Source organism: Providencia sp. PROV129, from assembly GCF_028482245.1.
Lineage (GTDB): Bacteria > Pseudomonadota > Gammaproteobacteria > Enterobacterales > Enterobacteriaceae > Providencia > Providencia vermicola.
Map to the genome: position 1 here is coordinate 117,752 of NZ_JAMPQD010000010.1, position 26,933 is coordinate 144,684.

Annotated in this window: 24 protein-coding genes; 16 read left to right on the top strand and 8 right to left on the bottom strand. The window is 38.7% G+C overall.

What is annotated here, in order from left to right; all coding sequences use genetic code 11:
- Window positions 1–259 precede the first annotated feature (259 nt).
- The 7 genes from nrfA (at window position 260) to PSF27_RS07350 (ending at window position 7,572) form a co-directional block, all read left to right on the top strand.
- A complete protein-coding gene (nrfA, locus tag PSF27_RS07320; RefSeq protein WP_206082776.1) occupies window positions 260–1,699 on the top strand; it encodes an ammonia-forming nitrite reductase cytochrome c552 subunit in 1,440 nt (479 codons plus the stop codon).
- A 48-nt stretch (window positions 1,700–1,747) separates the two neighbouring features.
- A complete protein-coding gene (nrfB, locus tag PSF27_RS07325; protein ID WP_272539085.1) occupies window positions 1,748–2,317 on the top strand; it encodes a cytochrome c nitrite reductase pentaheme subunit in 570 nt (189 codons plus the stop codon).
- The gene (gene nrfC, locus PSF27_RS07330; RefSeq protein WP_206082778.1) at window positions 2,314–2,985 is read left to right on the top strand and encodes a cytochrome c nitrite reductase Fe-S protein; all 672 of its coding nucleotides are present in this window, start codon (window positions 2,314–2,316) and stop codon (window positions 2,983–2,985) included. The genes nrfB and nrfC overlap by 4 nt, the downstream gene beginning before the upstream one ends.
- On the top strand, window positions 2,982–3,938 hold the full coding sequence (gene nrfD / locus PSF27_RS07335; RefSeq protein ID WP_206082779.1) for a cytochrome c nitrite reductase subunit NrfD: 957 nt from the start codon (window positions 2,982–2,984) through the stop codon (window positions 3,936–3,938). Before nrfC ends, nrfD begins: the two co-directional genes overlap by 4 nt.
- 24 nt (window positions 3,939–3,962) lie before the next feature.
- Entirely contained in the window at window positions 3,963–5,822 is a 1,860-nt protein-coding gene (locus tag PSF27_RS07340; protein ID WP_206082780.1) for a heme lyase CcmF/NrfE family subunit, read from the top strand.
- On the top strand, window positions 5,815–6,858 hold the full coding sequence (gene nrfF / locus PSF27_RS07345) for a heme lyase NrfEFG subunit NrfF (protein WP_272681195.1): 1,044 nt from the start codon (window positions 5,815–5,817) through the stop codon (window positions 6,856–6,858). The genes PSF27_RS07340 and nrfF overlap by 8 nt, the downstream gene beginning before the upstream one ends.
- A gap of 315 nt (window positions 6,859–7,173) precedes the next feature.
- Window positions 7,174–7,572, top strand: a complete 399-nt coding sequence (locus tag PSF27_RS07350) for a hypothetical protein (protein WP_206082782.1) — start codon at window positions 7,174–7,176, stop codon at window positions 7,570–7,572.
- 149 nt (window positions 7,573–7,721) lie between these two features.
- On the opposite strand, the gene PSF27_RS07355 is transcribed toward PSF27_RS07350, so the two are convergent.
- On the bottom strand, window positions 7,722–7,988 hold the full coding sequence (locus PSF27_RS07355) for a GDCCVxC domain-containing (seleno)protein (RefSeq protein ID WP_206082783.1): 267 nt from the start codon (window positions 7,986–7,988) through the stop codon (window positions 7,722–7,724).
- Between the two features lie 173 nt (window positions 7,989–8,161).
- Between PSF27_RS07355 and yegD the strand changes: the two genes are divergently transcribed.
- Window positions 8,162–9,514 carry a molecular chaperone gene (gene yegD / locus PSF27_RS07360; protein WP_272681196.1) on the top strand — a complete coding sequence of 451 codons (1,353 nt, stop codon included), beginning with the start codon at window positions 8,162–8,164 and terminating at the stop codon, window positions 9,512–9,514.
- Between the two features lie 53 nt (window positions 9,515–9,567).
- On the opposite strand, the gene PSF27_RS07365 is transcribed toward yegD, so the two are convergent.
- Together PSF27_RS07365 and PSF27_RS07370 are read right to left on the bottom strand one after the other, a co-directional pair.
- Complete coding sequence (locus PSF27_RS07365) at window positions 9,568–10,047, bottom strand: DUF4822 domain-containing protein (RefSeq protein ID WP_206082785.1); 480 nt, start codon at window positions 10,045–10,047, stop codon at window positions 9,568–9,570.
- Between the two features lie 182 nt (window positions 10,048–10,229).
- Complete coding sequence (locus tag PSF27_RS07370; RefSeq protein WP_272573395.1) at window positions 10,230–11,090, bottom strand: LysR family transcriptional regulator; 861 nt, start codon at window positions 11,088–11,090, stop codon at window positions 10,230–10,232.
- A 109-nt stretch (window positions 11,091–11,199) separates the two neighbouring features.
- Between PSF27_RS07370 and PSF27_RS07375 the strand changes: the two genes are divergently transcribed.
- The 6 genes from PSF27_RS07375 (at window position 11,200) to dmsD (ending at window position 17,723) form a co-directional block, all read left to right on the top strand.
- A complete protein-coding gene (locus tag PSF27_RS07375) occupies window positions 11,200–11,670 on the top strand; it encodes a multidrug/biocide efflux PACE transporter (protein ID WP_206082787.1) in 471 nt (156 codons plus the stop codon).
- A 253-nt stretch (window positions 11,671–11,923) separates the two neighbouring features.
- Window positions 11,924–12,391: a hypothetical protein gene (locus tag PSF27_RS07380; RefSeq protein ID WP_272681197.1), complete on the top strand. Its 468-nt coding sequence runs from the start codon at window positions 11,924–11,926 to the stop codon at window positions 12,389–12,391.
- A 617-nt stretch (window positions 12,392–13,008) separates the two neighbouring features.
- A complete protein-coding gene (gene ynfF / locus PSF27_RS07385) occupies window positions 13,009–15,435 on the top strand; it encodes a selenate/tellurate reductase subunit YnfF (RefSeq protein ID WP_272681198.1) in 2,427 nt (808 codons plus the stop codon).
- Between the two features lie 10 nt (window positions 15,436–15,445).
- Window positions 15,446–16,063: a DMSO/selenate family reductase complex B subunit gene (locus PSF27_RS07390; protein ID WP_206082790.1), complete on the top strand. Its 618-nt coding sequence runs from the start codon at window positions 15,446–15,448 to the stop codon at window positions 16,061–16,063.
- Window position 16,064: 1 nt separating this feature from the next.
- Entirely contained in the window at window positions 16,065–16,922 is an 858-nt protein-coding gene (locus PSF27_RS07395) for a DmsC/YnfH family molybdoenzyme membrane anchor subunit (protein WP_206082791.1), read from the top strand.
- Window positions 16,923–17,105: 183 nt separating this feature from the next.
- Entirely contained in the window at window positions 17,106–17,723 is a 618-nt protein-coding gene (dmsD, locus tag PSF27_RS07400) for a Tat proofreading chaperone DmsD (RefSeq protein ID WP_206082792.1), read from the top strand.
- Window positions 17,724–17,780: 57 nt separating this feature from the next.
- Here the strand turns inward: dmsD and PSF27_RS07405 are convergent, their stop codons facing one another.
- The 5 genes from PSF27_RS07405 to PSF27_RS07425 are packed head-to-tail and all read right to left on the bottom strand — an operon-like array spanning window position 17,781 to window position 22,959.
- A complete protein-coding gene (locus tag PSF27_RS07405; protein WP_206082793.1) occupies window positions 17,781–18,125 on the bottom strand; it encodes a DUF3088 family protein in 345 nt (114 codons plus the stop codon).
- 49 nt (window positions 18,126–18,174) lie between these two features.
- Entirely contained in the window at window positions 18,175–19,314 is a 1,140-nt protein-coding gene (locus tag PSF27_RS07410) for a trans-sulfuration enzyme family protein (RefSeq protein WP_206082794.1), read from the bottom strand.
- Between the two features lie 26 nt (window positions 19,315–19,340).
- Complete coding sequence (locus PSF27_RS07415; RefSeq protein ID WP_272681199.1) at window positions 19,341–20,336, bottom strand: D-cysteine desulfhydrase; 996 nt, start codon at window positions 20,334–20,336, stop codon at window positions 19,341–19,343.
- Window positions 20,337–20,352: 16 nt separating this feature from the next.
- On the bottom strand, window positions 20,353–21,777 hold the full coding sequence (locus PSF27_RS07420; protein ID WP_206082796.1) for a Na+/H+ antiporter NhaC family protein: 1,425 nt from the start codon (window positions 21,775–21,777) through the stop codon (window positions 20,353–20,355).
- 36 nt (window positions 21,778–21,813) lie between these two features.
- Window positions 21,814–22,959 (bottom strand): trans-sulfuration enzyme family protein, encoded by a 1,146-nt coding sequence (locus tag PSF27_RS07425; RefSeq protein ID WP_206082797.1) that lies wholly within the window; start codon window positions 22,957–22,959, stop codon window positions 21,814–21,816.
- Between the two features lie 1,339 nt (window positions 22,960–24,298).
- Here PSF27_RS07425 and PSF27_RS07430 point away from each other — a divergent pair.
- Together PSF27_RS07430 and PSF27_RS07435 are read left to right on the top strand one after the other, a co-directional pair.
- Window positions 24,299–25,429: a M20 family metallopeptidase gene (locus PSF27_RS07430; RefSeq protein ID WP_206082798.1), complete on the top strand. Its 1,131-nt coding sequence runs from the start codon at window positions 24,299–24,301 to the stop codon at window positions 25,427–25,429.
- 24 nt (window positions 25,430–25,453) lie between these two features.
- Window positions 25,454–26,893, top strand: coding sequence for a YfcC family protein (locus PSF27_RS07435; RefSeq protein WP_206082799.1), 1,440 nt, complete (start codon window positions 25,454–25,456; stop codon window positions 26,891–26,893).
- Window positions 26,894–26,933: the final 40 nt, after the last annotated feature.

Genomic DNA, 26,933 nt, shown 5'->3' on the forward strand with positions numbered 1-26,933 from the left:
AGTTTCTTTAATACTCCGTATTTATTATTTATCTGCATTCCATTTCTTTAATCCAAATTATCTTTTGATCAAAAACAATATTTTTTGTGTGGTTTTTTGTTACACATATAAGTTGGCAATGTCTTGATAGCATCCATCTGCTTGCTATCAAACCTATATAACAAAAAATACCCAAAATCGTTCGAGCTGATATACCCCACTAAAATAGTCGCTCGAAAAATGAAGGGATGGTTGGCTCACATTACTCGAGGCCCTTTTTATGGCAAACATAAGAAATAATGTACTGTGCTTACTGAGTCTAGTGGCAGGAATATTTCTCTTTACCTCTGTTCATGCACAAACCCCTACTCCGACTAAGGATGGTACCTCCACAATAAATACACGAAATGAAACTTTCGAAGCCGCTCATCCAGACCAATATCACTCTTGGCGAGCAACTTCTGAACAAGCGAACCGCGAAGATGCCCTCGCAGAAGACCCGCGTTTAGTCGTTCTTTGGGCGGGATATCCATTCTCCCGTGACTATAACAAACCGCGGGGTCATGCGTATGCCATCATTGATGTACGCGAAACATTGCGCACAGGTGCACCAAAAGATGCACAAGATGGCCCATTACCAATGGCTTGCTGGAGCTGTAAAAGCCCCGATGTTGCAAGGCTTATCCAAGAACATGGTGAAGATGGCTATTTTGAAGGCAAATGGGCAAAAGGTGGCCCAGAAGTCGTTAACGTTCTCGGTTGCGGTGACTGCCACAAAACTGATTCCCCTGACTTTGCGAAAGGAAAACCCGAGCTAACTCTGACACGCCCTTATGCAGAGCGCGCGATGGAAACCATAGGCAAGCCTTTCGATAAAGCCAGTCGTTTCGACCAACAATCCATGGTGTGTGGTCAATGCCACGTTGAGTACTATTTCTCTGGCGATAAAAAAGCCGTTAAATTCCCATGGGATAACGGAACCAAAGTCGAAGAGATGGAAGTGTACTATGACAACATTGGTTTTTCTGATTGGACAAACACACTATCCAAAGCACCAATGTTAAAGGCACAGCACCCTGAATATGAAACCTGGAGTGCAGGTATTCATGGCAAAAATAATGTGACCTGTATTGATTGCCACATGCCGAAACTACAAAACGAAAAAGGCGAACTGTATACCAGTCATAAAATTGGTAATCCGTTCGATAATTTCGAGCAAACCTGTAGTAACTGCCACACACAAAGCAAACAACAGCTGCAAGATGTCGTCGCAGAGCGTAAACACGCTATCCAAGAAATGAAAATCAAAGTGGAAGATCAGTTAGTTCGTGCTCACTTTGAGGCGAAAGCCGCATGGGATGCAGGTGCAACCGAAGACGAAATGAAACCAATCTTAACCGACATTCGTCATGCACAATGGCGCTGGGACTTAGCGATTGCGTCTCACGGTATCCATATGCATGCGCCTGATGAAGGTTTGCGTATGTTAGGTGGCGCAATGGATAAAGCCGCTGATGCGCGTACCAAACTTGCTCGTTTGCTCGGTTCGAAAGGCATCACCCATGAAATTGCCATCCCAGACATTTCCACCAAAGAAAAAGCGCAACAAGCCATTGGTTTAGATATGCAAAAAATCAATGCTGAGAAACAAGAGTTCTTAAAAACTGTTGTACCTCAATGGGATGAACAAGCTCGTAAAAATGACCTATTAGCCAAATAACCGTCATTTGCCCCGATGATAAGGGGCAATACAACCAATGGAGTAATTATGAGCGTACTACGTTCGTTATTCACTGCTGGGGTGCTGGCAACAGGCTTATTATGGGCAACTGCCGCCTCCGCTACACCTCAACTTGCTGAGGAAAATGCTGATGGCCGTTGGGTTGTCACACAGCAACGCAGCGCTGATGGCGCATGCTTGGATTGCCACAAACCAGACAAAGAAGGCATGCACGGCACGCACTCAGAAGTGGTCAATCCAAACAATAACTTACCAGTGACTTGCACCAACTGCCACGGTAATCCTGGGCCTGATCACCGCGAAGGCGTAAAAGATGTTATGCGCTTCAACAACCCAATGTACACCGTGGAACAACAAAACAGCGTCTGTTTATCCTGTCACTTACCAGAGCAACTGCAAAAAGCGTTCTGGCCCCATGATGTCCACGTGACAAAAGTGGCCTGTGCCAGCTGCCATGACCTCCATCCAAAACAAGATACGATGAAGGTTCTGACCGATAAAGGCAAGGTGAAGATTTGTGTTGATTGCCACTCTGAGCAGCGCGATAACCCTGCTTTCAACCCAGCAGCGGTGAAATTGCGTAAGGAGCAGCCATGAGTTGTTCTCGTCGTCAATTCATTATTTATTCAGGAGCACTGGCGGCGGTAGGAGGAATAGCTGGCCAAACTCTAGCGAATACCATGAAAATAGACGGCGTTCGCTACGGCATGATCCACGATGAAAATTTGTGTATCGGCTGTACGGCATGCATGGATGCGTGCCGTGAGGTTAACCAAGTCCCAGAGGGAGTTTCACGGTTAACCATTATTCGTAGTGAACCCATCGGACAGTTCCCAGATATCAAATATCGCTTCTTTCGCCATTCATGCCAACACTGCGAAAGTGCACCTTGTGTTGACGTCTGCCCAACAGGCGCTTCTTTTATCGATAAAACGACAGGCATTGTTGATGTCAATCCTGACTTATGCGTGGGCTGCCAATACTGTATCGCGGCATGCCCTTACCGTGTGCGTTTTATTCATCCTGTCAATAAAACAGCGGATAAATGCGATTTTTGTCGAAAAACCAATCTAAAAAATGGCAAGCAACCTGCTTGTGTTGAATCTTGCCCAACCAAAGCACTTACATTTGGTAATTTAGATGATCCTAAGAGTGATATTTCCTTGATGCTAAAGGAAAAACCCACTTATCGATTCAAAATCGCACTCGGTACTCACCCCAAAATGTACCGAGTCCCATTCAAATATGGGGAGGTTAGCCAATGACAACCGCTTCTGCTTTCCATTTTGAATCACTGGTTTGGGACTGGCCTATTGCGGTATACCTATTTTTAATCGGTATTTCTGCAGGTCTAGTTGTATTGGCCGTGTTACTGCGCCAGTACTACCCTAACGCTGCTGGTAGTAACAGTACTCTAATGCGTACTACGCTAATTTTAGCACCAACCACCATTGTACTGGGCTTGTTAATTTTGATTTTCCATTTAACACGTCCATGGACGTTTTGGAAATTGATGTTTCATTACAGTCCAACTTCCGTCATGTCGATGGGGGTAATGCTATTCCAAGTATATATGGCGGTCTTAGTGGTATGGCTGGCTAAAATCTATGAGACAGAACTGATTAGCCTGCAACAAAAATGGCTACCGAAACTCAGCATAATTCCTCGTGTACTCGCGATGCTTACTCAAGCTATGCGCTTTCTCGATATTATCATGCTGGTTTTAGCAGTATTACTGGGCGCCTATACGGGGTTCTTACTGTCTGCCTTAAAGTCCTATCCATTCTTAAACAATCCATTATTACCCGCTTTATTCCTATTTTCTGGAATATCGTCAGGAATTGCCGTGTCATTAATAGCATTAGCGTTACGCTACCGCAAAAATATTCATAATCCAGAATCAACCTTTTTACACCGTGTAGAAGGGTTTGTAATTTGGTTAGAGATATTCCTTCTGGCGGCCTTTTTTGTCGGCTTAGCCTTAGGTGATGATGGTAAAATTCGTTCATTAATTGCTGCACTAGGCGGTGGTTTCTGGACATGGTGGTTCTGGATTGGTGTGGTTGGCTTCGGCTTTATTATCCCATTAGGCTTAAAAAAATGGGTAGATAAAAGCCATCGTGCAACAAGAATTTTGCTGGTCAGTGGTTCGAGTTTATTCGGCGTATTTTGCCTGCGTTTCTTTGTGCTATACGCAGGGCAATTAACGGTTGCATAATTTATTCAAGATTAAAGGTGATAATTGGAACTAATACTCCCAGAAGTGGGTTTCATCTGCCTTGTGCTGGCTCTGGGTCTCACCAGTTTTCAAGCACTATTTGGGTTTATTGGTCACTTCAGACACGTTCCGAGGCAAATGCCTCAGAACGTGTTTTGGACATCTTTGCAGTTTATCCTATTACTCAGTGCATATATTTGTTTAACCATCAGTTTTGTTAACAGTGATTTTTCGGTGGTTTATGTTGCTCAACATAGCCACCGACTCTCTCCGTTATCCATTAAAATTGCCGCCGTTTGGGGCGGGCACGAAGGGTCATTATTCCTCTGGTTATTGTTTATCTCAGCTTGGAGCACCTTATTTGCGTGGCGCTATCGCCAGCAAAAACACCCATTATTTTCATTAACACTCACCCTAATTGCGGTCATTAATGCGGCTTTATTGCTGTTTATCGTCCTGTACTCCGACCCTTTTGCTCGTATTTTTCCACCTGCAATTGAAGGGCGAGATCTCAACCCAATGCTGCAACATTGGGGTTTAATCTTGCATCCTCCGCTGCTTTATTTAGGTTATAGCGGTTTAATTATTGTTTGTGCTTTAGTCATTGGCTCACTGTTATCAGATGCATTTAATACAACAACAGCTTGGTTGTGCTGGCGCTTTCTAGTACCAAGTTGGTGCATACTCACTCTCGGTATCATTCTAGGTTCTTGGTGGGCTTATAGCGAATTAGGCTGGGGTGGGTGGTGGTTTTGGGACCCAGTCGAAAATGCTTCTTTACTACCGTGGCTCAGTGCCACCGCACTGCTTCATAGCTTAGCTGCATCACGAAAAAATGGGCTTTATCGCCACTGGTCTATGTTATTGGCAATCGCCACATTTATTCTCTCTTTATTAGGAACCCTGATTGTTCGTTCTGGTATTTTAATGTCTGTACATGCCTTCGCATTAGATAATGTGAGAGCCGTCCCCCTCTTTATATTATTCAGTTTTTTAAGCCTAACCTGCTTACTTATCTACGGATGGAAAGCCAAAACTACTGACAATGCAACACAAAGCAAAACACAGCGTGACGTTTATTTATTACTCACATTAATCCTATTTGTCGCTGTGTTATTTATTGTGCTTACAGGCACATTGTACCCGATGATTTATACGTTATTTGGTTGGGGGAAAATTTCGGTTGGTGCTCCTTACTTCAACCAGACCTTGTTGCCCTTTGGCATTTTAATGTTGCTGGTAATTACATTAAGTGCATTTAATCCAAATCCAAAAAAACGTCGTATTCTTTATATTGCATTTTTCGGCTTACTACTTGGCCTAGTTTTAGCGGCACATGGTATTATTATTGCTACGGCGTGTAGTTTATTAACTGTTGTTTTATTGGTTTTATGGTTAAAACCTTTCTACATTATCCGACAACAACTCCCTGCTTTATTAGCGCATACTGGCGTGGTTATTTTTGCTGCGGGTATTGCATTTTCAATCGGTAGCCGCCAAGAAACTAGTGTTAATCTGGCGGTTGGACAAACTATCACATTAGCAGGCTATCAATTCAAATTTGCCGATTTACAACTCGCGGCACAGCCTAATTACACCACTGAAAAAGCTATTATTCACATTACTCAAGAGAGCCAATTTCAACATAATTTAATTACTGAACGCCGTTTTTATCTTGCTCGTCAGCAATTAATGATTGAACCAGGCATTAACTGGGGGTGGTTACGTAATTGGTATGTGGTGCTTGGTGAAAAGACCGGTGATCAACATTATGCAATGCGCTTTTATGTGCAAGATGGCATTCAATGGATATGGGGCGGCGGCATATTAATGTGCCTAGGACTCTTATTTGGCTGGATACGAGGGCGAAAAAAATATGCTTAATCTCTTACGTGCCCTATTTTTATTATGTATTTCAACCGTAGCGAATGCGCAAATTGTCGATATATGGCAATTTAACAGTGCTGAAGAACAAGAGTATTCTTTACAGATTGCTGCACAACTACGCTGCCCTCAGTGTCAAAATCAAAACCTATTAGAGTCTAACGCCCCTACCGCCGTCAGTATGCGCCATCAAGTCTATAAAATGGTATCCGAAGGGAAAAACCAATCCCAAATAGTGCAATATATGAGGGAACGTTATGGCGATTTTGTTCTGTACAACCCACCCGTCAATTTTACTACCGCCATTCTTTGGTTATTGCCTTTTTTTGCATTTTGTCTGACTTCTTACTACCTAATACGCGCTCTCCGCACACAGAGAAAACAGGCGTCGACACAATCATCAATAACCCCATCAGAACAATTACTGACGATGCCTAAAATAAACCCAAACCTTAATACATGGAATCGTAAGCTCAATGCTTTACTCATCGTATTGGTCGTAGGGATCACCGCAAGCTATTTTTTATTACCCCGTTTTCAATTAGCTTATAATGAATATCAACGCATTTCAGATCCCATAAATGCCTTCACGCCATTAGAACAAGAACAAAGTGACCTATTACGCTTACAAAATGATATTCGCCAATCACCTAAAAACGGTGAACTTTGGGCCGTACTTGGGGAGTATTATTTATACCAGAATAGTTATGACAATTCGTTAATTGCCTACCAGAGAGCACTAAAATACACGGGGGAAAATGCACAACTGTACTCCGCTGTCGCCACTGTTTTATATTATCAAGCGGGCCAGCACCTCACTGATGAGACATTAGCCGTTATCAACAAGGCACTTAGCCTTGATAATAATGAAGTCACTGCGTTGATGTTAATTGCTTCCGATGCGTTTATGAATGCAAACTATGATAAAGCTATTCAAATTTGGCAAACTCTACTCGATAGTAATAGTCCACGAATTAATCGAGCGCAACTTATTGAAGCAATTCAAATGGCAAATATCATGAATAATAAACAATAATAAATTTATTCTAATATTACTAACGCTAGGTATTAATACATGGTAATCTATCACTAAGTAAAATTGTCACTAGCAAAATAATGACAATCTATTTAAATATGTAATTTTTCGTTTCTTATTGATTGTCATTATTTCCTTTCTATATTACTTAAAAAAAATTTATGCTAGATTTAATAAAATCAGCATTTCTTAATACACATACGTACAAAACCGTAATTAATATAGTCATATAGCTACATATACTGCTTATATGCATTTTCCTGTTTGTGTGTTTATTAAGGATAATTAAAATAACTACATATAGAAATAAATACTATGAGAAATAAAATATTTTCATTTTTAGTCGTAGGCCTTATTGCTGGCGTCTCCTTTATTGGCGGCGTTGCGAGTAATTATACTCCTGATTTAGATATTGTCTCTAAATCACAAAAAGCAGTAGAGGACTTTTTAGCATTCCCGAAGACAGCAAAGTATAAAAACGTTAAATATCATGAAATAAGAGAAACACTAGATCATGGCATGCTCGGGTATGTTTGTGGTGAAGTTCTTATCTTCACGACCCAAAACTCATACAGTTTTAAGCGATTTATTGTCAAAACATACCTACATCAAGATGGACGTAATGTCGTTTCTATTCCATTAATCGATAGTGATGAAAAAGAATTTCCAAACGATGAATTTAATATCATTTGGAATAAATACTGCAATAGTTAACAAAACGTAAATATCTAATTCTATTTATTATAAATTTAACTTAAAAGAAAAAATGAAATAGATATAAATTAAATATAGGATTTATATCTAATGTCAATAACTGCACTTCATTTATATGATAGTTGATAACAAATTAGAGTCCCATATTTTCATATGGGCTTTTTATTGGTCAGCTTAACGGTTGAGCAACAACAAGAAGACGAGCCATTAATTTCGGCCTCTTGAATCGGTGGACATTTAACTGAACCATAAGAGCAAAAAACACAACAATCCCCTTTTAATGGCTTCAATAAAACACCACAGTGCTTGCATTCATAAAACCATTGGCATGCATTTGTTGGCATTTCTTCCGCTTCAGATTTCCTACACTCAGGGCACGTGATCACTGATATTAATTCTATCTGTTTATGACTCATTTTAGCTCCATAACATCCGCGTTTTATTTTCATAAGAATAGCCCTTCTTCATTACAAATTCCTTGAGCTAAGAACAGATCAAGCTAAAAACTACTATTCTGATAGTAATTCTAATCTGCTTGATATAAAGTCTTCCCCCTTTTTTCTTTGGTCACTTAATTTTTGGAGATGAGATGTTTATTGGTTTTGATTATGGAACATCCAACTGCGCTGTCGCGATAATGGAAAATGGCGTACCTAAATTGCTGCCTTTAGAAGGTGAGCAGGCTTATATTCCATCGACTCTTTGCGCGCCAACGAGAGAGTCCGTTTCTGAACATTTATTTCGCCATTGCAAGATTGCACCTTCCGATGATATTGGACAACAAATTTTAAGAAGATCAATGGCGTTTAACCAAGAAGAAGGTGTTGAGTTAGTACCTGAAGACATTGTATTCGGTCAAGCTGCGTTAGATTTATATTTACGGGATCCTCGTGATGTCTATTACGTCAAATCACCAAAGTCATTTTTAGGAGCTTCTGGTTTACATGAAACACAAATAAGTTTTTTTGAAGATCTTGTCTGCGCCATGATGCGCAATATAAAAGACACCGCCGAAATAAGTACACACAATCCAATTACAGATACCGTTATTGGACGCCCTATTAACTTCCATGGCCGTGGTGGTGAAACAGCCAATCAACAAGCAGAAGCCATTTTATACCGCGCGGCAAAACGTGCAGGTTTTCATAATATTGCTTTTCAATTCGAACCCGTTGCGGCAGGTTTAGAATATGAGTCAACGTTAAATAATGACCAAATAATCTTAGTCGTTGATATCGGTGGCGGAACAACAGATTGCTCATTAATTCAAATGGGGCCAAGTTACCGTGGTTCAGAAGACAGAACCCAATCATTATTAGCTCACAGTGGCCAACGTGTCGGTGGGAATGATCTCGATATCTACCTCGCTTTAAAACAACTTATGCCGCTTTTTGGCATGGAGAGCCAATCATCATCCGGGTTAAAAATGCCATTTTTGCAATTTTGGAATCCCATAGCCATTAATAATGTCGAAGCACAAAAAGAATTTTATTCAAGACCGAACTTATTGGCACTTACGCGTTTAAAGCAAGATGCGAAAGAACCTGAAAAAATTGCGCGCTTGCTCGAAGTCTATAACCAAACATTGGGCTATAGCCTTGTTCGTAAAGCTGAAGAAGCCAAAATTGCCTTATCAAATAGTCCTGAGTATTTGGCTCAAATAGCCTTAATGAATGAAGCGTTAGAAGTGAATATTCAGCAAGATCAGATGGTTGAATCTATTGAATCACCAAAAAGTAAAATGATTGAACTAGTAAAAGAAGCCGTAATTCAAGGTGGCGTACAACCAAATGCTGTTTTTGTCACGGGAGGAAGTGCTCGTTCACCGATACTACACCAAGCTATTGCTCAGGAACTGCCAAATATTCCTATTGTAAAAGGTGACGATTTTGGCTCTGTCACGGCAGGATTAGCACGTTGGGCAGAAACCTGTTTTAAATAAAAAACGATAACTTGCCTAAAATTAATGCCGCATTAAGCGGCATTAATTAGAAACTATTTTTTTACTTTATGGACAATATCAAAGTACTTATCTTTGCTATCTTGTTCAGGGTAAATACGGTAAGTATATTCTTCTGGTGTTACTGTGACGTTTTCAACAACACGGGTAAATAATACTTCACCTTTATCATTTTTCGCCGTTAATGAGCGAGTTTTTCCATTTTCATCAAATGACCAATCCCCTTTCATTTTCGGTTTGCCATCGAAAGTGGTCATATTAAATGTGCCATCAGGGTAATACTCAGCTAAGCCAAAGAAATTAGCGACTTGCTTATCATCAGCACTTACTGCTTTTTTGTCTTGATCCAACGCTTCCGTGGTTGTCCAAACTTTACCGACCATTATTTCTTCATAAGCATTTAATTTATGCTCCGCGCTCTGAGCTTGGCTCACAGCTTGAGTTGTAGCGGCATGAATACCAAATGACATAGTAGATACAACAGCAAATAATGTAGGTACTAATAATTTTTTCATTTTCTTCCTCTCAATTAACGCTAACAACAGAACTTGTTTTATTTAGGTTAACGACATGAGTCTTATTATCAAAATAGTATTACGTTTATTTACATGAAAACATTTTGTTACATACAATATTTAGTTTTTTAATCTAAAAATGACATAAAAATTCCACAATAACAAAACTAAAAAATATTTATTTAAACCTTTTCCTCAAGTAGCTTATTGATTAACCAATAGCCTGCTTTTCCAGGTGGCGTATTTTTAGACCAAACTAAATCAACATCGATTTTTCGTGGCCACAAATCATAATTAAGGCTAACTAACACATCATGGCCAAATTGTTTAACTAACCATGTGGGTAAAATAGCCCAGCCAATACCTTGCTCCGCCATTTCCAATAACAATAAATAGTTAGGTGCTAACCAGTTTTTCTCGCTATTAATAATAATTTGACTACTGCTACTCAAACGTAACTGACGAGTCATCGTTAAATGTTGGTAAGTCACCTTTTTTACTAGCGCTAAAGGATGTGTTTTTAATACATATAATCCGAGCTCACCTTGAATAGGTAACCGTGAATATGAAATATCCGCGGGGTATTCAGTTCTTGATTCTATCATTCCAACATGGGCCTGCTGATTTTGGATCATCTCAATAACCGCATTATTTTCTGCAATTAGAAATTCAAATTCGATATGCGGAAATTGTCTATTGAGTGTTGTGAGAATATGCTCAGCATGAGGTGGCTGATAAATATCCGAAAAAGCACAACTTAATTGTGGCTCAATATCTGGAGATAACTCGACTCTTAATGCTTGCAAGCGCTCATCAGCTGATAATATATCTTCAACCAAGCTCAGCACTTTTTTCCCGGCCAACGTTAACGTCGATTCACGCCCTTGACGGTCAAATAATACAAAGCCCATATCATCCTCAAAACCACTGATTGTGCTACTAATCGTGGACTGACTTTTATTGAGCTTCCTTGCCGCCGCAGAAAATGATTTTAACGATGCCGCTTCTACAAAGGTACGTAATGTTTCAATGGAATAATTCATAAGGTATCGGTTTTATCGATGGCTGCCATTTTGTATATATAGTAAAAATCACCAATAATTGCACCTGTTTTTTACTAATACATTATTTTGCTATAAGTTTGAGGTTGTTATGAGCAAGCATACAAAAACATTAACTGAACGAGTTTTTCACGCAGTTTCATTCGAAGTCATTGCAATAGCAATAACTGCACCGGTCAGTGCGTGGGTTTTAGGACGCTCAATTTTCCAAATGGGAACAGTGGCTATCGTACTTTCCACACTCGCCATGTTATTAAACCTATTTTATAACATGCTGTTTGACCATTTTTGGCCTTTATCAAAAGGACCAAGATCTACAAAAGTACGTATTGGCCACGCCGTTGGTTTTGAACTTAGTTTCGTTATCTTAGGTGTCCCAATGTTGGCTTTATTATTAAACATGACCTTATGGGATGCCTTTATTTTAGAAGTTGGCTTTTTTACGTTTTTCTTATTTTATACGTATGCATTTAATCTGGTATATGATGTTTTACGCGTACGTTGGTTTGAACATCAAGAAAAACACGCCAAAGCTGCTAATCCTATCGTAAAACGTACTTAATTCGCCCAGTAACACCGGATATCGATATATTCGGTGTTACCTGTGTTTTCTCTTCTATTTCCCCAAACTATCCATCTCTATAATTGCAAAAAAATTCCGTTTATTAATTAATAGATGCGTTTTTTGCATTCAACATTTGCAGAAATGTCAATTTTCCCTTTGCTTTTCATCACTTATATTTAGCGCATTAAAGAAACAAACACTTAAAGTTACAAGCCAATATTAGCTGGCTAAACTGTTTAAAGGTATTTAAATGAAAAAAATATTTATCTCATCAGCATTTTTTTTAATCTTTCACATGAGCGCACAAGCCGATATCCGCGCACATGAAAATGCAATTGTTTCATTAAGCTTTAATGAAAATAACACATCTTATGCAAATGAAGCGGCAATCGCGGCTCATGCAAAGGCCGCAAATTTACCTAAAAGTGGCATCAATGGAGTGGCTAAGCCTTTTTCACAAATGAACATTCATGAAAAAGCCATAACCACATTAAATTCCACTGAAAATAATACGTCGCCCGCTATTTTGCATATTATCGAGTCGCATATTAAAGCAAGCCAATTACCTTCTAATAAAATTTCAGGGGTTAGCAAATCTCTTTCAGACATGGATTCCCATGAAAAAGCAGCTGTTGCATTAAGTTTTACCCACAACAACCAGTCCCCTTCAATGATTTATGCAATGGAACAACACTTAATCCGGAGCCAAACAAAATAAGAAAATTCGTTATTAACGCACTATTTCGATTTATCACACACTAATCATGCTCAAGGCTTAGGAACTATTCTGAGCCTTTTTAGTTACCCCGCATCTCAAAAAACCTATTAGCCGATTAGCCCCACGAAAATTTTGGCACAATCATTTATACTGAATATTGAATTTAATTAATTTTAAAAATAAAACTCATTCCCATTAAACTTAATAATTACAAGCCAACTCACGAATAATAAATTCAATTAGAAACTTATGTTAAAATAATGAAAATATTTTTCATTAGATAAATCACATCATATAAATAAAGATAACTATTTTTTTCGTCCACAGATAAAATATTTCTCTATTTCGCATTCAAGAATTAAAAATAGAGAAACATTTTTCATCTATCAGTTATTATTAACAAAATAATCGTACTCCCCCAACCAAGATTCAATTAAAATCATTTATTATCAATAGATTGGAAACTTAATGTTTTTTAATGAAAATTAATTATTATCAATAAGTTACCAACCAATAAAATATTAATTCATTGATATGACGCAACAAATCATCTTAATCAAATAGTAAGATGATTTCCTGAAAACCATATATTTAGTATGGTCATAAAGGTCATCACAATGAAGATAAAAAATAAATTATTAAATAGCCCTATTTCAAGACGTAATGTCGTGAAATCAGGAGCAGCAAGCGGACTATTTGCAGCTGTGGGTGGTTTGTCTCTTCCTTTTAATGCAAAAGCAATGAATGCCTCCTCTTCAACAAACTTCTCTGAGGATAAAGTCGTTTGGAGTTCATGTACTGTAAACTGTGGAAGCCGCTGCTTACTTCGTTTACATGTCAAAGATGACGAAGTGTTTTGGGTTGAGTCTGATAACACGGGTAACGACGAATATGGTAACCATCAAGTACGTGCTTGTTTGCGTGGCCGTTCAATTCGCCGTCGTATGAATCACCCTGACAGATTGAAATACCCAATGAAACGAGTGGGTAAAAGAGGTGAGGGTAAATTTACCCGAATTTCATGGGAAGAAGCACTCGATATCGTTGGCGATAGCTTACGTAACACATTGAAAAATTATGGTAATGAGGCTGTACACGTTTTATATGGAACGGGTGTTGATGGTGGCAACATCACCAACTCTAATGTCCCTTATCGCTTAATGAATTCATGTGGTGGTTTTTTAAGTCGCTATGGTAGTTATAGTACCGCTCAAATCCGTGCAGGTATGAACTACCTATATGGTTCTCAGGAAGCCAATAGCCCCGATGATATCGCAAATACTAAACTTGTCGTGATGTTTGGCAACAACCCAGCCGAAACTAGAATGAGTGGCGGCGGAGTTACCTATTATGTCGAGCAAGCTCGTGAGCGCTCAAATGCACGAATGATTGTTATTGATCCTCGTTATAACGACACCGCTGCAGGTCGTGAAGACGAGTGGTTACCAATACGTCCAGGTACTGACGGTGCTTTAGCAGCAGCATTAGCCTATGTCATTATCACAGAAAACATGGTTGACCAGGATTTTGTTGATAAATATTGCGTAGGCTACGATGAAAAAACATTGCCAGCTTCCGCTCCACGTAATGGTCATTATAAAGCCTATATTTTAGGTGATGGTGCTGATGGCATAGCTAAAACACCACAGTGGGCCTCGACTATTACAGGGATCCCCGCTGATAAAATTATTAAACTCGCACGTGAAATCGGGCAAGCCAAACCCGCTTATATCGTTCAAGGTTGGGGGCCTCAGCGCCATTCAAATGGAGAGCAAACTGTACGAGCCATTGCAATGCTCGCCATTATTACAGGTAATGTAGGAATTAGCGGAGGAAATTCAGGTTGCCGTGAAGGCACTTATGATTCAGGCGTTGAATGGTTCCCTATGCTTGATAATCCTGTAAAAACGCAAATTTCGGTGTTTACATGGACCGATGCGATTGAACGTGGAACTGAAATGACCGCCACTCGCGATGGCATTAAAGGAAAAGATAAACTGGATGTACCGATTAAATTCTTATGGTGCTATGCCAGTAATACGTTAATTAACCAACATAGCGAAATTGCACGCACTCATGAAATTTTACAAGATGACAGTAAATGCGAAATGATTGTCGGTATCGACCATTTTATGACCGCATCGGCAAAATATTGCGATATTTTATTGCCTGATTTAATGCCAACTGAACAAGAAGATTTAATTCCGAGTGAATCAGCTGGGAATATGTCCTATATGATTTTAGGGCAACCCGCCACCAGTGCTAAATTTGAGCGCAAACCAATTTATGAAATTTTATCTGAAATTGCAAAACGCTTAGGTCCAGATGTTGAAAAAACCTTTACAGAAGGTCGCACTCAGCATGAATGGGTTAAATACCTCTGCGAAAAAAGCCGCGAACGCTTCCCTGATATGCCAACTTATGAAGAGATGAAAACAGTGGGTATTTTCAAACACAAATGCCCTGATGAACATGTCATTGGTTTTAAAGAATTTCGTGATAACCCACAGGCCAACCCACTGAAAACGCCATCAGGAAAGATCGAGGTCTACTCGGAAGCTCTTGCTGAAATTTCAAAGAATTGGGAGCTATCCCCAGATGATATTATCGACCCATTGCCAATTTATGCCAAAGGGTTTGAAGGACATCAAGATAAATTAAGCGAGAAATATCCACTCCAAATGACAGGTTTCCACTACAAAGCTAGAACACACTCAAGCTACGGTAATATTGATATTTTAAAACAAGCTTGTCGCCAAGAAATCTGGATTAACCCTATCGATGCTAAAGCTCGGGGCATTGAACAAGGTGATATTGTTAAAGTTTTTAATGACCGAGGGGAAGTGCATATTCCTGCCAAAGTCACACCGCGGATTATGCCTGGCGTAACTGCGATGGGGCAAGGTGCATGGTTAGATGCTGACATGTTTGGTGCAAAAGTCGACCAAGGCGGATGTATTAATGTTCTAACAACGCAGCGCCCATCACCGCTTGCGAAAGGAAATCCGCAACATACTAACTTAGTCGAAATCGCAAAACTGTAAGGAGCCCGATATGTCACAACAATATGGTTTTTATATTGATACACAACGATGTACGGGCTGTAAAACCTGTGAACTCGCTTGTAAAGACTTCAAAAATTTATCAACGGATGTTCACTTTCGCCGTATTTATGAGTATGCCGGTGGGGATTGGACTGAACAAAATGGTGCTTGGCAACAAAACGTTTTTTCCTACTATCTGTCCATCTCTTGTAATCATTGCGATGATCCTGCCTGCGCTAAAGTATGCCCAAGTGGCGCAATGCATAAACGTGAAGATGGTTTTGTTGTTGTCGATGAAAGTGTTTGTATTGGCTGCCGTTATTGCCATATGGCATGTCCATACGGTGCACCTCAATTTGATGCAGAAAAAGGTCACATGACCAAATGTGATGGCTGTTTTGAGCGAGTTGCTGAAGGTAAAAAACCGATTTGCGTTGAATCTTGCCCGTTACGCGCGTTGGATTTTGGCCCTATCGATGAATTGCGAGCAAAATACGGTAACATTAATGAAATTGCCCCTCTTCCACCTGCACATTACACCAAACCGAATATTGTTTTAAACCTTAATAATAATTGTCGCCCCGTTGGTGATACTACGGGCTATCTTGCAAATCCGGAGGAGGTATAAAATGGGTGCTGGCTTACATGAATATCCATTAATACTCTTTACTGTTATCGGACAAACCGTCGCTGGCGCTTTTATTTTAATGGCGCTTGTTTTACAACTTAAACCTTCCGCGCAACAGCATCACCAAATCGTGATGAGTATGTTCGGATTATGGTTATTAATGGGTATCGGCTTTTTATTATCCATGTTACATATGGGTTCACCCTTACGCGCTTTTAATTCGATGATACGTGTAGGACATTCTGCATTAAGTAATGAAATTGTCAGCGGCTCCCTCTTTTTTGCTTTAGGCGGGTTATATTGGCTTATTTCATTTTTCAAAAAAATGCCTCGATCACTTGGTCAAATTTGGTTAATGATCACCATGTTTGCTGCTGCATTTTTTATTTATGCAATTTCTCGCGTTTATCAAATTGAAACAGTACCAACCTGGTTTAATCAATATGGTAGTTTGCAATTTATTTTAACTAGCTTAATTGCAGGCCCTGTATTAGCTGCTTTTTTATTGCGTATAGCCAGCTATGACATTAGTCGGGTACGTTCTTTTGCGCTCATCAGTATTATCGGCATAATAGCTAGCTGTATTTTAGTCACGGCTCAAGGATATGAACTTGGTTCAATTCAAAGCTCTGTGCAAAAAGCCAGTCAACTAGTACCTGACTACGCATCATTAATGGGATGGAGAACTATCTGTTTATTCCTTGGTTTAGCTTTTTGGCTTTATCCTCATATTAAGATGAGAAATCCCTCAATTATCAGCTTATTCATTGCTGTTTTATTTGTAATGTTTGGTGAACTTATTGGTCGGGGTATTTTCTACGGATTACATATGACTGTTGGTATGGCAGTGGTAGGTTAAGTGCTCTTCATGAGGGGGATATCCCCCTCTTCTCGTCGACAAATATCTGATGATTCGTTACGATGGTTAAATCAATATGTTGATATTTCCATAAACAAGTACAATCGAAAACCACCCTTTATTTCATTTGAAACTCAAATGGTTAAAAATTTTTAGTAAAATTAAAAGACGAAGTGAATCAGTATGGAACAAAAACAATTAGATGACATGTCACTGTGCACCCAAACTTTAGGCGCACTCTTTTCCTATGACCCTTCAGACCCTCGAGTTAGCAGACTCATTGAGCTATTTAGCACCAGTGAATGGTTAACCGAGTGGCCTCTCACCGCTCATTATGATTGCCAACGAATTAATCAGTTATTTCAAGGTGATACTAAGCAATCTGAAACGCTAAAAGAGGCCTATGAGCGATTATTTATTGGCCCTAATGCACTCCCTGCTCCGCCTTGGGGTTCTGTTTATCTCGATAAAGAAAATGTTTTATTTGGAATTTCTACCCTTGAGTTAAGAGCTTGGCTACGTAACAACCAAATTAATATTGAATTGAATGCCAATGAACCAGAAGACCATGTTGGCTTATTGTTCTTATTAACAGCGTGGGTTATCCAAAATAAGCCTGAATTGCTAAATGATTTATTGGAAATTCATTTCTTACCTTGGGTATATCGTTATTTGGAAAAAATGCAATTACAAAGCGGTAATAACTTTTATGAAGCTACTGCGTTATTAGCAACAGAAACATTAAAATACTTGCAGAAAGAAGCTCAATTGACACCGGTGAATAAAGAGCTTTATCTATAGTTTCCATTATTTATTCAATGACAAGCACCCTAAAGAATATTAGGGTGCTTGTTTTTATTATGGATGCTGTTTAGGTATATGGTAAGTATCTACTAAAAACGCAATGATTTGGCTTAAGTCAGAAATATAAGACGTGTTTTTATACACTCCAGTTTGATAAGAAGACGTTATCCCCTCAGGTAATATTAAAGCAGGTAAAGATTGATTCTCCTCGCCACACATATCCACTAATTCTTCTCGTGGTTTCTCAAAAGGCAGATAACTTACATCAATGAAATTGGATAACCTCGGGTTTTTAGCGAGTATTCCCTCTAGCATTGTGCAGTCTGGGCAAAAAAAAGTGTCATCTTGATAATTTTTATCTGAAAAACCCATATCTAAAAGATACAATTTACATTTCATTGTGATACCCATTTTTGTAAGGAATAAAGATGAAAAATAAGCCTTCAGGTTATAACGTTGATAGTGCGTTATCTAAATCAGCTAATAAGTCACTAATGTCTTCACAGCCAACTGAAAAACGTAGCAACCCATCCGTTACTCCCTGTGCAATGCGTTCCTCTTTAGGAATACAGGCATGGGACATAATCTTAGGATAAGAAATAATTGACTCAATTCCCCCTAAGCTAACAGCGACCAATGGGATACGAATCGCATCTAAAAATAATTTCACATTTTTTTCATTGCCTAAATCAAACGAAACGACCATTCCGCCATTTTTTGATTGCTGCATATGAACCTGGTGATTTGGGTGTGAAACCAAGCCTGGGTAAAACACCTTTTTTACTTTCGAATGCTGGTTAAGATATTCTGCAAGCTTCTGTGCATTTTCACTGGAACGCTCAACACGCATTGCCATTGATTTTAAACCGCGCATGGTCAGCCAACTATCAAATGGTGCAGCAATACTGCCTATAGCAACCGCTGATTTGTGTAACCATTTGGCATATTCGGCATTATTTGTTGCAACGGTTCCTAAAATAACGTCGCTGTGCCCATTAATAAATTTAGTGGCACTATTAATCGAGAAATCAATACCTAACGAAATCACATCCGACAATAACGGCGTCATAAATGTGTTATCACACACAGTGATTAAATTATTCTTTTTTGCCAAACCAATGACCGCATTTAAGTCTGTTACTTGCAGTGTCGGGTTCGATGGCGTTTCAATGTAAAATGCCTTAGTATTTTCTTGTATTGCATCTGCATAGTTTTTAGGATCTGTCGCATCAACAAATGTCACTGAAATACCGTAACGAGGTAAAAACTCAGTCATTAACTGAAAAGTGCCACCATAAATACTTTTACAGGCAACAATGTGATCTCCCTGGCTAAATCCTAATAAAACTGCACTAATAGCAGCCATGCCCGATGAAAAAACCTCAGCAAATTGTGCGTTTTCAATTGAGCAAATAGCTTCGCTTAGTGCATCACGGGTTGGGTTTGAAAAACGCGAATAAATATACGCGTAATTTTCTTCAATATTACTTTGCGAGTAAGTTGACGATTGATATAACGGAATAGATGAACTTCCCGTGTACTTATCCGTCATTGGATAACCGTGTATAACTTTAGTATTAATCTTCATAGGTACATCACATCTTTAATATAGTTTTAAATACTTGCCACATTGATTTCAGGATAAGCAAATAAGGCAGGTGAACCGCCAGTATGAATAAATAAAAGCGGCTGACTGCCTTCAATAGTTTCTTTTAATACATTATCAATTAACCCTGCCATGGCTTTGCCAGTATAAACAGGGTCGAGTAAAATCCCTTCTTTTTGTGCTAATAATTCAATTGCTTGTTGCCCCTTGCTATTCGGTGCACCATATGCAGGTGAAAAGTATTGATCCCATAATTGTACATTCGGAAAATCAGCAAGGTTTAATAATTCACTTATTTCATTTTGCAGCTTTTCAACTTTTGGCTGTTGTTGTTCAACCGTACGCGAGACTGTTACGCCAATAACAGGAGTTTGAGGTAAAACGACCTGTAACCCTATAGCTAAACCAGCATGGGTTCCCGCACTACCTGAAGCAACAATCACCGCAGCAAAATCAATATCTTTTGGCTTTTGTTGTGCAATCTCCAAAGCACAACTGACATACCCCAGTGAACCTAGAGCATTCGAACCACCGACAGGTACAACATACGCATTTTCTAACCCTAATGACTCAATTAATGCTTTCATTTGTTCATTAGGGTCACTTAATTCTTCACAAAAATAACAGCGAGTATTAAATAAATCTGTCAGCAGCTTATTGCCATTATTTAAAAATAGGGAATTCCCACTTTGCAGCGGGTTTTCCAATAAAGCCACACACTCTAAACCATACATTGCTGCAATAGCGGCTGTTTGGCGAACATGGTTAGATTGTATAGCGCCTGCAGTGACTAATACTTTAGCTTTTTTCTGTAGTGCATCCGCAATAATAAACTCTAACTTACGCAGTTTATTGCCCCCCATCGCAAGGGGGGTCATATCATCACGTTTAATATAAATTTCTCGACCAAGGTATTCAGATATATTATTCAATTTCACCAATGGCGTTGCGGTATGCAATAAATTAATTTTCGCTATTGCTGAAAGCCTTTCTTGTATATTCATTTGAATATTATCCAGATTAATATGTGAAGCCTAAATAGAGGTAGACCATCAGAGCAAATGCAGCTGTCACAGTAGCATAAGGCATTTGTGTTCGGATATGTTCAATATGGTCACAATCTGTTGCCATGGAAGCCACAATCGCATCACTGGAAATTGGGGATGTCATATCGCCGTAAATAGACCCTGCGATAGCTGCACCAATCATATATTCCACTGGCATTCCCACTGAAATACCTAATTGCACACCGATAGGGATCATAATGGCAAACGTTCCCCACGATGTGCCTGTTGCCAATGACATTACAGCACTAATTAAGAAAATAAAACCGATTGAGAATGCAGGGGAAATAACACCAGAAGTCACTTCAGCAATATAAGCCCCAGTATTTAAATCTGAGGAAACTGTCCCCATTAAGAATGCTAATATCATGACTGAGCTGATTTTCACCATGCTAGCGTAACCGATATATAGTTCTTTAAAGAAACTCTCAATATTTAATACGCGACGCGCTAAGAACCAGACAAAAGAAACTAGCGTTCCAAACATGACCCCCCAATAAACAGATGTTGAGCCGCTGCCTTTACTAAAGTCACCATTACCAGTGATATATAAAGCCACTGGGACCATTAATACCGTTGATAAAATTGGGATAAAGAAATTTAAAGATGTATGGCAATTAGGATGTTCAATAATATCTTCATCATCTTGCTCAGTATTTTCCGCGGATAAGATGGTTAACGATTCTTCATGAGCTCGCAATTCTGCTTTTTTCATCGGCCCCCAAGAAAAATTGGAGAAGATATAAAATAAAACCGAAGCTAAAGAAAACCATGCCATGATATTAAATACCATCGAGCTGGCTAAAATTTCAAAAGGTTCACCCGTAATAAAACCTTTTGATATCTGCACGCCAATCACCCCCATCATTGCCGCCCCCCAACCGTTTATCATCGCTGACGAGCACACCGACACACAGGATGTTTGCACGATATAAGACATTTTTTCTGGCGAAACACCATAATTCTTCGCGAGTGTTTTTGTTGACGCACCTGCAATTAACTGGTTAATTGAACTTTCAATAAAAATTAATGACGTAATAATCATTGCCATTAATTGAACTGCTTTTCTATTTTTAATCAACTTGGTTTTATTAGTCAATAATCTAACAAGTGACCTAACACCACCTGTAACCACAACAAGGCGCATAATACCGCCTATCATGACCATAAATAGAATTGTTTTTGTATTTCCAGGTGAGGCAAAAGTATTAATAATTCCATCGAGTGTTCCGTTAACACCTAATAATATATTATGATCATTAATAACGGTAAACCCGACTAATATTCCCAATAATAAAGATAAAATAACTTGGCGTGTAAAAATGGCTAAAAGTATCGTGACCAGTGGAGTGACAATGGTCCAAATTCCATAATCATTCATGGGGTGCTCTCTTATTATATTTTATTGTGATTTTAATTAAGATAATGCTTTTTCTAAATCATTTAATAAGTCGTTAATATCTTCAATACCTACTGATAAACGCAATGTCGTATCGTAAACATGAATACTTTCTCTTTCTTCTTTAGTCATTGAACCATGGGACATGGTCGCTGAATGGTTTACCATACTTTCCACACCACCAAGAGACTCCGCCAATACAAAATAAGTCACCTTAGATAAAAATGTTTTTGTATCCTCAATATCACCTTTTAATTTAATCGTCACAACTGCCCCCCCGCTTCGCATTTGTGTTTTACATAGCTGATGTTGTGGGTGTGATGGTAAACCTGGGTAATAAACGTGCTCAATTTTCGGGTGTGTTGCTAGATATTCTGCGACTTTCTGCGCATTACTGCATTGTGCTGACATGCGTAATGCCAATGTTTTTAAGCCGCGTAATGCAAGGTAAGCATCAAAGGGAGAAGCAATTGCACCGAGGGTGGTTTTTAAAAAATCAAGTCGACTGGCAATATCTTCACGTTGTGTAATTACCGCACCACCAATTAAATCAGAATGACCACCGATATATTTACTGGCTGATAACATCACTAAATCGGCACCTAATTCTAATGGTTTTTGGTTCCATGCTGTTGCAAATGTATTATCCACGCAAGTCAAAATATCATGCATTTTTGCCAACGAACAAACCGCTTTAATATCCACTAACTCTAATAACGGATTAGTTGGACTTTCAATCCAAATTAAGCGGGTATTGTCTTTTATGTTAGCTTTGACCTCATCCAGATTATTTAAATCAACATAATCTATTTTGTGACCACAGTTTACGGTTGCAACACGCTCAAATAAGCGGAAAGTTCCACCATAAACGCCCTTCATTGCAATAATATGAGAGTCTTTTGGTAGTAAATTTAGCACTAAACTTGAAGCCGCAACACCTGAAGCAGTCGCTGTTGCGTAGATTCCACCTTCAATTTCCGCTAACAGTGTTTCATAGGCATAACGAGTTGGGTTACTGCAACGGGAATAACAATATTCTCCATGTTCAGTTAAGCTTTGTTGGACAAAAGTACTCGCGGTTGTGATTGCAGGGAAAATCGCATGATTGACAGTATCTTGCTGTTTTCCACCATGAATTAAAACAGTAGCAATATTCTTAGTCATTATTAAAACCCAATCATAGAAAGAGAAAAAAGTGTTTATTTATATTTGTTGCTGAAAGGAATATGCCATAGGGAAATAGAAAAATTTTTCTAAAAATCGATGACTTTATACAAATTTAGAGAAAAATTTTCTAAATTTAAATTAATAATCTTAAAATACAATAAGTTAATCAATAAACATGAAATGAGCGAGCCGTCACAATATCACTATTTAGTTTATCAATATCTACTTCACCAGTAGATAAAATTCATTAACCTATTAAAATTAAAGAATAATTGTATATTAAAAGTTAATTATATTACTAACCAATGTAATCAGGCCTAATGAAAACCATGATTAGCATCATAGTCCTATCCGAAATTTCACTTACCATCTCTACCGACTTACTCTTTAATGGTGCTATTGTAGAAACTTATTCTCTTTTGCCATCCTAACTATTTTCTCTTACAGATTGCTCAGCTATATCAGCTCATTTATTACCAACCACAAAGTGAAGAACAACAATTACCCTATCAAACCTCTGTAAGGTAGCTAAAAACGTAGCTTCATTTTATGTTTCTAATAATATCGCCAATTAACCAAGTCAGCATTTAGCACATTATTTAAACAAAGAAATACTAATTATTAATCTCAATTTAACCTACGAACAAAAATCACATAATTATACTTATTTAAAATCAAAAGCTATTCACAAAACAAAGTGTTTAATAATTGTTCGATTTAAATCCTAAAGACCATAAAGTTTATTATGTTTATTAAATTCAAATAAAAATATAAATTTTAATATTGGTTTATTTACACTCTAAATTATACTTTATATAAGTAAATTGAATAAAATCAAACAAAAAAACCATTACTGTAAAACAAAAATCCAAAATATAAAGTTCCTTAATTATTTATAGCGAATGATTAGATTTATTTTATTGTTTTGTATTTTTCATTCAATTTCAATGCGTTAAATTAAAATAAAACAAAACTTGTATCCAAATTATTTAGTATGATAGAGTCAAAAAGTACCGACCGCTATCGGTATCCTGCATATTAACCTTTCACATAATAGTGAAGTTATATATCGAATCATCAAATTCGATTTAGTTAATCCGTGTCATAGAAACATAACAGAGACGATAAAAAATGCTTACAATAATTATTGAAAAATTTTAATCAAATAATTAAAACTGAGTACTTTATCAAGTGGTGTATATATTTATTTAATTTAAAGAAAAATGAAATTTCTTACATTGCACTTATTCTTATCTTTATTTTTCGATGTAATACCACATGCAGAACACAATAAAAACAGTCTCATTAACGACAAACACAATATTAGGAATCCATTATGACTAATCATTTTTTAGTGCACGAGCCCGCCATGTTAAAACTACTGGAACAGGTCGTGAATATCGAATCTGGTTCTTATGACAAGGCTGGCGTCGATAACCATGCTGCCGTGTGGTGCGAAAAATACCAAGCAATGGGATTTGAAGTTGAAGTCATTGAAAATGAATCATTAGGCAATAACTACCGTATTTATTACCCATCGGTAAAGGCCGATATCTTAATTTTACTGCACTTAGATACCGTTTTCCCAAAAGGCACTGTCGCAGAACGTCCATTTAGTATCAAAGGTGATAGAGCCTATGGTCCAGGTGTGATTGATATGAAAGGCAGTCATGTCATGGTGTATCAAGTCATGAAGCAACTGTACGACAACCAAGACTCTCGCTATAAAAATATCGAAATTTTACTTAACTGCGACGAAGAAATTGGCTCTATTTCATCCCGCGGTGTGATTGAAAAATGTGCATTAGGCAAGCGTTATGCCTTAGTTATGGAACCTGCACGTGCCAATGGCGCCATTGTTAGTGCACGCCGTGGCGTCGGCACTTATGTACTGAGCATCGAAGGGAAAGCTTCTCACTCGGGTATTGCCCCTGAAGCTGGTATCAGCGCTATTCAAGAGCTATCCCACAAAATCCAAAGCTTACATGCACTCTCTGCCCATGACCAAGGCTTATCCGTTAACGTTGGTCTCATTTCAGGTGGAACCTCAGTCAATACTGTGGCACCCAATGCGAGAGCAGAAATCGATGTACGAATTTCTTCTGAAGAACAAGGCGTAGAAATTGATAAAAAAGTCAGAGAAGTGTGCAGCAAACCGATATTAGACGGCATTAAACTGACGCTAACTGGGGGAATCAATCGCCCGCCAATGGCTAAAACGGATGAAAGTACAGTACTTATCGACATCATCAAGCAAGAAGCGACGAAATTAGATATCGAGTTAATCGACGTTTCAACAGGCGGCGGCTCAGATGCTTCATTCACAGCAGGTGTCGGCACTGCTACTGTTGATGGCTTAGGCCCAATCGGCGGCTACCAACACAGTGATAAAGAATATTTAGAAATTCCATCATTAACTGAGCGAGCACAGTTATTTTTCAATGTATTACAACGTATTACACAATAAATAATAATCCAACAGGATAATAATATGGCAACAACGTCAACAAATACACCACCACCAGCGAAAAAACGTTCGGAAGGTTTGAACCCTTACGTTTTATTGTTCTTCATTTTAGTCATCGCAGGTATTGCTACTTGGATCGTTCCTGCGGGGCAATATGCATCAGAGACTAAAGTCATCACCATGGTCAAAGATGGCATTGAAACTAAAGTATCTAGCTCTTACACCATACCTGGTAGCTATGAGCGTTTACCTGAGCAACACGGTATTTTACCAGGGCAAATCTTCACGTCTATTGCCGATGGCTTAGTAAAAGCTGCACCAATTATCTTTTTAATTATTTTTACAGGTGGTGCGTTACATCTTCTTGAAGAAACCGGTGCCATAAAAAAGGTACTGAATAATATTTCGCGCAGTAAGAAGCTCAATGATTTTCTGTTAATCACAATTTTCTTTGTGGTGTTTTCTATTTTAGGCACTACTGGCATTGTCGTTAACTCAATCATTGCATTTGTTCCTATCGGCCTGCTAGTCGCAAAATCTGTTGGGATGGACGATAAATTTGGTGCCGCATTGGTCTATGTTGCTGCCTATGCTGGTTTTAATGCCTCAATCATGGCACCGATGACGGTTGGCTTATCACAAGGCTTAGCAGACGTTCCCCTGCTATCTGGCCTTGGTTTTCGAATGGTGATTTATATCGCTTTCGTCATCGCGGGTATCTTATTTTTAACTTTCTATACTAAAAAATGCCGTAAGCAAGGTATGGTTCGCCCAGAGATTGCTGTCGATGACGCTGATCACCAAACCTCAAAAATTTCGGCGCTACATATCATCACTTTGTCATATAGCGCATTCTGCTTAGTCGGCTTTATTTTTGGTGCTGTCGAATGGGGCTGGGGTGAAAAAGAGATGATGGCGATGTTTATCATCTTAGGGGTCGGTGTTGGTGTACTCAACCGTATGTCACCAAATAGCATTGCAACAGGCTTCTTAAAAGGCTGTGCGGGTATGGTTGGCGGTGCATTTATCGTTGGTATGGCACGTGCTATTGCGATTGTATTATCTGATGGCATGATTTTGGACACCATCGTCAATGCGATTATTTCGATGATGGATGGTTTGCCAAAAACCCTTTCTGCACTCTCTATGTTTGCAACTGCAGCGATTATGCACTTCTTTATTTCTTCTGGCTCAGGTGAGGCCGCTGTATTAGTGCCAATCTTTACTCCGATGGGCGACCTACTCGAAATTACCCGCCAAACTACCGTACAAACGGTTCTGTTAGGTGAAGGTGTGGTGAACTGCATTAACCCAACATCGGGGATCTTAATGGCCGTGCTGGCTACGGCGAAAATCCCATATACCACGTGGGTGAAATTTATTTGGCCATTAGTCTTCACATGGATTGCCATTTCTATTGTGGCTCTGGTTTATGCCGTCCTGACCAATTTAGGGCCGATTTAATCCCTAGTTAACAATAGAGAACACTGGCTCAAAGCTTCCT